The organism is Micromonospora globispora (assembly GCF_003857015.1).
Classification (GTDB): domain Bacteria; phylum Actinomycetota; class Actinomycetes; order Mycobacteriales; family Micromonosporaceae; genus Micromonospora; species Micromonospora globispora.
In genome coordinates this window covers 36638-45378 of the sequence record NZ_QGGF01000367.1, presented here as the reverse complement: position 1 = coordinate 45378, position 8741 = coordinate 36638, and the positions used below count along the sequence as shown (strand labels likewise).

General features: G+C 74.7%; 10 protein-coding genes. 5 read left to right on the top strand and 5 right to left on the bottom strand.

The annotated features are described in order from the left end of the window. A partial coding sequence (locus DKL51_RS18700) for a glycosyltransferase family 2 protein (protein ID WP_148097815.1) occupies window positions 1-456 on the bottom strand: 456 nt, incomplete at its 3' end. 103 nt (window positions 457-559) lie between these two features. Between DKL51_RS18700 and DKL51_RS18695 the strand changes: the two genes are divergently transcribed. The 3 genes from DKL51_RS18695 to DKL51_RS18685 all read left to right on the top strand — a co-directional run bounded on the left by DKL51_RS18695 (window position 560) and on the right by DKL51_RS18685 (window position 3704). Next, complete coding sequence (locus DKL51_RS18695) at window positions 560-1666, top strand: CapA family protein (protein WP_124812308.1); 1107 nt, start codon at window positions 560-562, stop codon at window positions 1664-1666. Window positions 1667-1740: 74 nt separating this feature from the next. After that, the gene (locus tag DKL51_RS18690) at window positions 1741-2403 is read left to right on the top strand and encodes a GntR family transcriptional regulator (RefSeq protein WP_109943636.1); all 663 of its coding nucleotides are present in this window, start codon (window positions 1741-1743) and stop codon (window positions 2401-2403) included. Beyond that, a complete protein-coding gene (locus DKL51_RS18685; RefSeq protein ID WP_243420699.1) occupies window positions 2400-3704 on the top strand; it encodes an MFS transporter in 1305 nt (434 codons plus the stop codon). Before DKL51_RS18690 ends, DKL51_RS18685 begins: the two co-directional genes overlap by 4 nt. Before the next feature lie 39 nt (window positions 3705-3743). On the opposite strand, the gene DKL51_RS18680 is transcribed toward DKL51_RS18685, so the two are convergent. Next, a complete protein-coding gene (locus DKL51_RS18680; protein WP_109943648.1) occupies window positions 3744-4160 on the bottom strand; it encodes a hypothetical protein in 417 nt (138 codons plus the stop codon). Between the two features lie 146 nt (window positions 4161-4306). Between DKL51_RS18680 and DKL51_RS18675 the strand changes: the two genes are divergently transcribed. Both DKL51_RS18675 and DKL51_RS18670 read left to right on the top strand, forming a co-directional pair. Next, the gene (locus DKL51_RS18675) at window positions 4307-5395 is read left to right on the top strand and encodes an S-(hydroxymethyl)mycothiol dehydrogenase (protein ID WP_124812307.1); all 1089 of its coding nucleotides are present in this window, start codon (window positions 4307-4309) and stop codon (window positions 5393-5395) included. Then, complete coding sequence (locus DKL51_RS18670; protein ID WP_109943638.1) at window positions 5392-6021, top strand: MBL fold metallo-hydrolase; 630 nt, start codon at window positions 5392-5394, stop codon at window positions 6019-6021. Before DKL51_RS18675 ends, DKL51_RS18670 begins: the two co-directional genes overlap by 4 nt. 45 nt (window positions 6022-6066) lie before the next feature. Here the strand turns inward: DKL51_RS18670 and tsaA are convergent, their stop codons facing one another. From tsaA to DKL51_RS18655, 3 genes are read right to left on the bottom strand one after another with little or no spacing between them, the layout of a single operon-like run. Further along, window positions 6067-6471, bottom strand: a complete 405-nt coding sequence (gene tsaA, locus DKL51_RS18665) for a tRNA (N6-threonylcarbamoyladenosine(37)-N6)-methyltransferase TrmO (RefSeq protein WP_124812306.1) — start codon at window positions 6469-6471, stop codon at window positions 6067-6069. Continuing rightward, window positions 6468-7418 carry a sensor histidine kinase gene (locus DKL51_RS18660; RefSeq protein ID WP_124812305.1) on the bottom strand — a complete coding sequence of 317 codons (951 nt, stop codon included), beginning with the start codon at window positions 7416-7418 and terminating at the stop codon, window positions 6468-6470. Before DKL51_RS18660 ends, tsaA begins: the two co-directional genes overlap by 4 nt. Then, entirely contained in the window at window positions 7415-8275 is an 861-nt protein-coding gene (locus DKL51_RS18655) for an MEDS domain-containing protein (protein ID WP_185734844.1), read from the bottom strand. The genes DKL51_RS18660 and DKL51_RS18655 overlap by 4 nt, the downstream gene beginning before the upstream one ends. Between the last annotated feature and the right edge of the window lie 466 nt (window positions 8276-8741).

Below are 8741 nucleotides of genomic sequence, written 5' to 3'. Positions count from 1 at the left end.
CAGCACCACCGCGCAGGCCAGGAAGCCCAGCACGGTCGGGCCGGGCGCGTCCGGCGCGGTGCCGAGCGGCGCCTGCGCCATGCCCGCCGAGATCGGGTCCAGCCGTTCCTCCCGCCCCACGCGCACCTGCCCGGTCAGCAGGGCGGTACGGGGGTGCGCGTGCAGCAGCTCGGCGGCCCGCTCCAGCGCCCCCGGCGCCCAGTACGAGTCGTCGTCGGCGAACGCGACGAACGGCGTGTCGGCCAGCGCCACTCCGACGTTGCGGGCCGCCCCGGCACCGGCGTTGCGGCCCAGCGGCACCACCCGTACGTCGGGGAAGGCCCGCGCCACCGCTTCCGGGGTCCCGTCGTCGGAGCCGTTGTCCACCACGATCACCGGGGCGGTGTGCCGGGGCAGCAGCTCCAGCAGTTGGTCCCGACGGTTGCGGGTGGCCACCACGATCGTCACGTCCGTCATGGCCGCCCAGGTACCCGGGCCGGCGCGCGTTCACTCGATCCCGACCGGTGCAATTCCCGCCACCAGTCCGGTGCGCGAGCCCTCCGGCGGGAAGACTCACCGCATGGCCGAGCTGACCCTCTTCCTCGCCGGCGACGTGATGACCGGCCGGGGCGTGGACCAGATCCTGCCCCGACCCGGTCCGCCCGCGCTGCGGGAGCAGGCGGTCACCGACGCCCGCCGGTACGTCGAGCTGGCCGAGTCGGTCACCGGACCGCTCCCGCGCCCGGTACCGCCCGACTGGCCGTGGGGCGACGCGCTGCGGCTCCTCGACGCGCTCCGCCCCGACGTGCGGATCGTGAACCTGGAGACGTCGGTGACCGCCCGCGGCGAGTACGCCCCCGGCAAGGGCATCCACTACCGGATGCACCCGGAGAACGTCTCCTGCCTCACCGCCGCCCGCCTCGACATCTGCGCTCTCGCGAACAACCACGTGCTGGACTTCGGCCCGGAGGGGCTCGCCGACACCCTGGACACCCTTCGGCGGGCCGGGATCACGCCCGCCGGCGCCGGCCGGGACGACACCGCGGCGTGGCGCCCGGCCGAGGTGCCGCTCGATGGCGGCGGCCGGCTGCTGGTCTGGTCGGTGGGTGCGCCGTCCAGCGGGATCCCGCCGCAGTGGGCCGCCGGGGCCGGGCGCGCCGGCGTCGCCTACCTGCCGGAGATCTCCGAGGCGACGGCGGACGCGCTGGCCGATCGGATCGCCCGGGTGGCGGGCCCGGCGGACCTGGTCGTGGTCTCGGTGCACTGGGGGTCGAACTGGGGCTACGAGGTGCCGGACGAGCACGTCCGGTTCGCGCACCGGCTGGTCGAGTCCGGCGTGCACCTGGTCCATGGGCATTCGTCGCACCACCCCCGCCCGATCGAGCGGTACCGGGGCCGGCTCATCCTCTACGGCTCCGGGGACCTGATCGACGACTACGAGGGCATCGGCGGGCAGGAGACCTATCGGCCGGAGCTGCGGCTGCTGCACCTGCCGACGTTCGATGCCGCCACCGGCGAGCTGCGCCGGCTGCGGCTGGTGCCGGTCCGGATCCGGCGGATGCGCCTGGAACCGGCCCCGGCCCCGGACGCCGCCTGGCTGGCCGACCTGCTGGACGGGCTGGGCGCGCCCTACCGGACCCGGTTCACCCTGGATGAGCAGGGCCTGATCAGGCTGCGCTCGGCCTGATCCGGCACGTGGCCTGGGCCACCTTTCGGCGCCCGGCCTCGTGCCTGCTCGATCCTGGGACGCAGGATAGATACATGACGCATCCCACCGCCTCCCCGCGGGCCGCCGGGCCCTCGGCCGCCGAGCGGGCGTACCAGCACCTCAAGCAGGCGATCCTCGAGCAGGTCTACCCGGGCGGTCTGCTGATCAGCGAGGGTGAGATTGCCGAGGCGGCGGGTGTCTCCCGCACCCCCGTCCGCGAGGCGCTGCTGCGGCTGGAGGCAGAAGGGCTTGTCGCCCTCTACCCGAAGCGCGGCGCGCTGATCCGGCCGGTCTCCGCCCGGGAGATCGCCGACGTCATCGAGGCACGCCGGCTGGTCGAGCTGCACGCCGCCGAGCGGGTCTGGCCGCGCCGGGCCGAGATCCGGGCCGACCTGGCCCGCTGGCTGACCGAGATGCGCCGGGCGTACGCCGCCGGGGACGTCACCGCGCTGATGGCCGCCGACCGCGCGTTCCACGCCACCGTCGTGGAGGCGGCCGGCAACGAGATCCTCGCCGAGCTGTACCACCGGCTGCGCGACCGGCAGCTCCGGATGGGCGAGGCCGGTTTCCGGCTCTCGCCCGGCTGGGCCGAGGTGGTCCTCGCCGAGCACGCCGCCCAGCTCGCCGCCCTCGACAGCGACGACCCAGCCGCCTGGCTCGACGCCGTCGGCGCGCACATCGACAACGCCGCGAACGTGCTGCGGAACCTGCGGTGAGCGCCGGGCCCACCGTGACCCCGCGCCGCTCCGCCGCCCTGGTCTTCGGGGTCGCCGTCACCGCCTACGTGGCGGCGGTGTTCCACCGCAGCTCGCTCGGCGTGACCGGGGTGGACGCCGCCGAGCGGTTCCACATCAACGCCTCGGCGCTGGCCACCTTCTCCGTCGCCCAGCTCGCCGTGTACGCCGCCATGCAGGTCCCGGTCGGGGTGCTGCTCGACCGCTTCGGCTCGCGGCGGCTGCTGCTCGCCGGCGGGTCGCTCATGGTCGCCGGGCAGCTCTGCTTCGCTGTCGCCACCGACGTACGCCTCGCCGTCGCCGCCCGCGTCCTGGTCGGCCTCGGCGATGCGATGACCTTCATCAGCGTGCTCCGCATCGTGGCGTTCTGGTTCCCGGGACGGCGTAACCCGCTGCTGGTGCAGCTCACCGGCACCATCGGTCAGCTCGGCGCGGTCCTCGGCGCCGTACCCCTGGTGGCGCTGCTGCACCACGCCGGCTGGACCCCCGCGTTCCTGACCGCCGCGGCGCTCGGCGCGACGGTGCTGCTGCTGGTGCTCGTCGCGGTGCGGGACACCCCGCTCGCCGAGCACGTCACCGCCGTCGCCCCCACCCTGGCCACCGTACGCCGGCAGCTCGCCGACGCCTGGGCGCAGCCCGGCACCCGGCTGGGGCTCTGGTCCCACTTCGTCACCCAGTTCTCCGGCGCGGTCTTCGCGCTGCTGTGGGGCTACCCGTTCCTGGTGCAGGGGCAGGGGCTGAGCCCGACCGCGGCCGCCACCCTGCTGACCCTGATGACCGTCGCGACCCTGGTGTGCGGCCCGGTGATCGCGCACCTCTGCGCCCGGCACCCGTTCCACCGCTCCGTCGTGGTCTTCGCGATCACCGCCGGCACCGCGGCGGTCTGGGCGGTGGTACTTGCCTGGCCCGGGCCCGCGCCGCACTGGCTGCTGGTGACCCTGGTGATCGTCCTCGCCGTCAACGGCCCCGGCTCGGTGATCGGCTTCGACTACGCCCGCACCTCCAACCCGGTCCACCGGATCGGCAGCGCCACCGGAATCGTCAACGTCGGCGGCTTCGTCGCCTCCATGGTCCTGATCCTGGCCATCGGGGTGGTCCTCGACCTGACCACCCCCGCCGGCCACTCGGCCCCGACGCTGGACGCGTTCCGCTGGGCGTTCGCGGTGCAGTACCTGCTCTGGGGCCTCGGTGCGGTCCAGGTGCTGCGATACCGCAACGCCGCCCGCCGGCGGCACGCCGCCGAGCGCGCCGCCACGCCGGTCCCGGCCGTGGCGGGTGCCTGACAGTTCAGTGGCCGGCCCCGTGTAGCGGGGCCGACCCGGTCAGCGGCGCCGCCGGTGGGTCACCGAATCCAGCGCCAGGGTGAGCCCGGCACCGACCAGCCAGACGTCCTTGGCCAGGCCGATGCCCGCCTCGCTCGGCTTCAGGCTGTGCGGCTGCCGCATCCCGGGTGTCTTCAGATAGAGCTGCACCAGCCCCGCACCGAACGCGGCCAGCCCCAGACCGGCGAAGAGCGACGGCACGAACGGGGTGAGCAGGGCGGCACCCAGGGCGATCTCGCTGCGGGACAGCAGCTTCGCGAAGCGGTCCGGCTCGAACTGCTTGAGCTGCGGGATCGCGCCCACCGCCATGCCGTGCATTCCCGCGGCGGCCTCCCCCTCGAGGGTGCGCTTGCCGAGGCCGGAGTTGAGGATGAATGCCCCCGTGGCGAGGCGCAACGGCCAGTGCGTCAGCTTCATGATCACTCCCGTCGGTGCCGGACAGACGTTTCCCCCGCGTACCCGGCAGCGGCCGGGATAACCGGCCGTTCACCGGTGGGCCGACGAGCGTGATCGGCGGTAGTTTCGCCAGGGAGCGTGATCACCGACCAGGGCAGGAGGGGACCGTGAGCCAGGAAGTCCGGGGAGTCGTGTCGCGGCGCAAGGGGGCGCCGGTGGAGGTGACCACGATCGTGGTGCCGGACCCGGGTCCGGGCGAGGCGGTCGTCCGCGTCCAGTCCTGCGGGGTGTGCCACACCGACCTGCACTACCGGGAGGGTGGCATCACCGACGAGTACCCGTTCCTGCTCGGGCACGAGGCCGCCGGCATCGTGGAGCAGGTGGGGGAGGGCGTCACCGGGGTGGCGCCCGGCGACTTCGTGGTGCTCAACTGGCGCGCCGTCTGCGGTGTCTGCCGGGCCTGTCGTCGGGGTCGCCCCTGGTACTGCTTCAACACCCACAACGCGGCGCAGAAGATGACCCTCACCGCCGGCACCGAGCTGTCGCCCGCGCTGGGCATCGGCGCCTTCGCCGAGAAGACGCTGGTCCACGCCGGGCAGTGCACCAAGGTGGACCCGCGGGCCCGGCCCGCCGCCGTCGGCCTGCTCGGCTGCGGCGTGATGGCCGGCCTCGGCGCCGCGATGAACACCGGGCAGGTGACCCGGGGCGACTCGGTCGCCGTGATCGGCTGCGGCGGCGTCGGGGACGCCGCGGTGGCCGGTGCCGCGCTCGCCGGCGCGACGACGATCATCGCGGTGGACACCGACTCCCGCAAGCTCGACTGGGCCCGCGAGTTCGGCGCCACGCACACCGTCAACGCCTCCGACGACGACCCGGTCGAGGCGATCCGGGCGGCCACCGGCGGCTTCGGTGCCGACGTGGTGATCGACGCGGTCGGCCGGCCGGAGACCTGGAAGCAGGCGTTCTACGCCCGCGACCTGGCCGGCACCGTCGTGCTGGTCGGCGTACCGACCCCGGAGATGAGGATCGAGCTGCCGCTGTTGGACGTGTTCGGCCGCGGCGGCGCCCTCAAGTCCAGCTGGTACGGCGACTGCCTGCCCAGCCGGGACTTCCCGCTGCTCACCGAGCTCTACCTGCAGGGCCGCCTCGACCTGAACGCCTTCGTCACCGAGGAGATCGCCCTGGACCAGGTCGAGCAGGCGTTCAGCCGGATGCACCAGGGCGACGTGCTGCGCTCGGTGGTGGTCTTCCCGTGACCGCCCGCGTCGACCACACCGTCACCTCCGGCACCTTCTCCCTCGACGGCCAGACCTTCGACGTCGACAACAACGTCTGGGTGGTCGGCGACGAGGCCGAGTGCGTCGTCATCGACGCGCCGCACGACGTGGCCGCCATCCGCCGGGTCGTCGGGGGCCGCCGGGTGGTCGCCATCCTGGCCACCCACGCCCACGACGACCACGTCCGGGTGGCGCCGGAACTGGCCCGGGCCACCGGCGCGCCGGTGCTGCTGCACCCGGCCGACCGGGTGCTCTGGGACATGGTCCACCCCGACACCCCGCCGGACGGGGAACTGGCCGACGGGGCGGACGTCGAGGTGGCCGGTACGACGCTGCGGGTGCTGCACACCCCCGGTCACAGCCCCGGCGCGTGCAGCTTTTACGCCCCCGAGCTCGGCGTCGTCTTCACCGGCGACACCCTCTTCGCCGGTGGACCGGGTGCCACCGGTCGCTCCTACAGCGACTTCGGCACCATCATCGCGTCGATCCGGAGCCGGTTGCTCACCCTGCCGCCCGGGACGGTCGTGCGCACCGGGCACGGCGACAGCACCACCATCGCCGACGAGGCGCCCCACCTCGACGAGTGGATCGCCCGGGGGCACTGAGCCGGGCGGCTTGGCCGGTCCTCGGGCCGGCCCGCCCCGCCGGGCTCAGCGCTCGCCGTCGAGCACCGGCTTGACGTCCAGCACCGGGGTGCCGTCCAGTGCCTCGAGGTCGGCCACCCGCACCCGCAGGCCGTCCACCTCGCGCACCCGGACCCGGTGCAGCCCGATCGGGTTCGGCCGGTGCGGGGAACGGGTGCTGAAGACACCGGTCTCCGGGCGGGACCGGTCTCCGCGCGGCTGGACGACCAGCACATCCCGCCGGGCCCGGTCCAGCCAGGTCAGCACCAGCACGTCGGCGCCGGGTCGCAGGTCACGCAGCGCCGGGGCGTACGCCTCGTCGAAGACCAGCCACGCCTCCGGCGCCCCCTCGTCGCCCTGCTTCGGGGCCAGGTCCGGATCGGTGAGCGGGGACGCCACCCGGCCCACCGGGCGCACCGCGTACCCGCTCACGCCGTCCCCGCCCGGAGCATGTGCAGCCGTACCGTGGTGCCGGCCGCGGTGCTGTGCACCAGGACCAGGTCACAGAGGGCGTGCACGATGACCAGTCCGCGGCCGCCGATGCCGTCGTGCGCCGGCGCCAGCCGGCCGGCGAGCGGGTCGGCCAGCCAGCCGTCGTCGTGGACCTCGCAGACCAGATGCGTACCGGTCCGCCACACCTGCAGGGTCCCCCCGCCGCCGGCGTGTGCGACGCTGTTCGTCGCCAGCTCGGTCACCGCGATCTGCAGGTCGGCCACCCGGTCGGCGTCCAGGCCGGCACCGGCCGCGTGGTCCGCGACGAACCGGCGCACCTGCGGCAACGTCTCCAGGTCGTAGCGGAGCGCGGCCACCGCCTCGGGCGGGACGGGCAGCGGCCTGTTGTGCCGGGCGACCACGTCGGACGGGGCGTAGCCGCCACTGCGCCGCCGTCCACTCCGGTCGACCAGCACCGGGTGGGTGCAGCGCGCCTCCGCCAGCACCCCGGCGTCGAGCGACCGCGCGTCGTACGGGCAGAGGATGCTCGCGTCGCGGCCGGCGAACGCCCAGTTGATCGACGCCTCGTGCTGCGCGCAGGCCGGGTACTCCTGCTCGGTGCGGCCGGCCCAGATCGGCTCGCCGATGATCCGCACCCGACGCCCGGGATGCTTGTCGGCGAACGCCTGGAGCACCCACGGGATGATCCGACCCGGGTTGCGCCCCGCCTCGGTCATGTCCGCGTACCGGACGCGGTCCCCGGTCGGCCCCACCGCGGCGCGGATCAGCTCCAGCTGGGGCCCGGGCGTCGCCACCAGCACCGGCTCACCGGCGGCGAGACCGTCCTCGACGAACGGCACGGCGGTCGCCAGCAGGCCCGCGGCGTCGGTGTAGAAGAGTCCCTCGTGGACGAAGCCGTCCACCAGCCCAGCGGTCGGTGCGGTCATCCGGCCCGCTCCACGGGGCCACCGTCGCGGAGCAGGCCGAGCAGCCGGCGCAGCGCCGGCCGACACCCCACCAGCCGTACGCCCCCGGCGGCGTCCCGGTCCGCGCGGGCCAGGGCGGCGGCGGCACCGACGTCGGCGAAGCTCAGCTCGGAGACGTCGACCACCACCGGCCGGTCGGCCGGGGCCTCGCGGGTCAGGCCGGCGAGCAGGGCGGCGAACGCCTCCCGGTTGCTCCGGTCCACCTGCCCCACCAACCGCAGCCCCGGCGGGTCCGTCGTGCGGTACGTTCGCAGCAGCGGCGTCCAGTTCCGGTCCGCCTGTGGTCCGGCGGTCGCCGGATGCGCGGCCGCGACCGCCCGTAGCTGCTCGGCCGGGAAGAGCCGCCGGTCGTACAGGCACATGCCGGCGACCTGACCGTCCACGAACAACCGGTTGGCGTGCGCCTCGTACCGGCACAGGTCGTCGAGGGTGGTGCCGCTGCCCACCACCCACGCCATGTCACCGGCCAGCCGGAGACCGGAGTAGCCCTCCCGCTGCGCCCGGGTGACCTCCTCGACGAGGGCCGCGAGAAGGGGCTGCGGGACCAGCCGGCGCCCGGTCGGGTAGTGCTCCACCGCGGGCTGGATGCGCAGCTGGCCGGCAGCCACCGCCGCCTCGGTCGGCACACCCGCGGCCTCCAGGTGGGTCCGCACCGCCTGCGGGGTGGAGGCGTTCGTGAAGCAGATGACCTTGTGGCCGAGCCGAAGACCGGTGGCGGCGAAGCGGCCGACGGCGTCGAGAGCCTCGCTCTCGTCGTCGTGGGTCCAGCAGACGTGGTCTCCCAGGTTGACCTGGTCGACCACCGTCGGAGCAGTCACTCTGATGGCCTTCCGGTCGGCGCGTCCCTCACTGTAACGCCGGCCTGGCCCGGACCCAACGGGCCGTTGCCGGTGCGGCGACGGTCGCCCGGTGTGGCAGGGCTGCCGGAAGCCGGACCCCCGGGGTGCTTGCCCTGCCGGCCGGCGGGAGCTAACCTGCGGGAAGACCCGGATGCCGGCGCTCGGCGCCACCCGGAGTCCTCATCGCACCGAAGCCGGTCCTGCACCGCGCCGGTGCGTCGTCCCTCCCACCGGTCCCGTTCCTGCCGGTACGGCGATCCCGCCGCACCCGTCACGGCGACCAGCCGACGTCGTCCCACATCGCGGCGGCCTTCGCCGTGGGCGGCGTCGACTTCGCCGGCGAACCGCCGCGTCGTTTCTGTGGCGCCGCGGCCATCGCGGGGCGGCCGATGCGCGCACCGCGCCGGCCCTCACCACCACCCACACCGGCCCGTCCATACCCGCC

What these genes read in the sequence shown, in the direction of transcription:
- DKL51_RS18695 (WP_124812308.1), top strand. Translation starts at nt 560, where the DNA reads ATGGCCGAGCTGACCCTCTTCCTCGCCGGCGACGTGATGACCGGCCGG.
- DKL51_RS18690 (WP_109943636.1), top strand. Translation starts at nt 1,741, where the DNA reads ATGACGCATCCCACCGCCTCCCCGCGGGCCGCCGGGCCCTCGGCCGCC.
- DKL51_RS18680 (WP_109943648.1), bottom strand. Translation starts at nt 4,160, where the DNA reads ATGAAGCTGACGCACTGGCCGTTGCGCCTCGCCACGGGGGCATTCATC.
- DKL51_RS18660 (WP_124812305.1), bottom strand. Translation starts at nt 7,418, where the DNA reads ATGACCGCACCGACCGCTGGGCTGGTGGACGGCTTCGTCCACGAGGGA.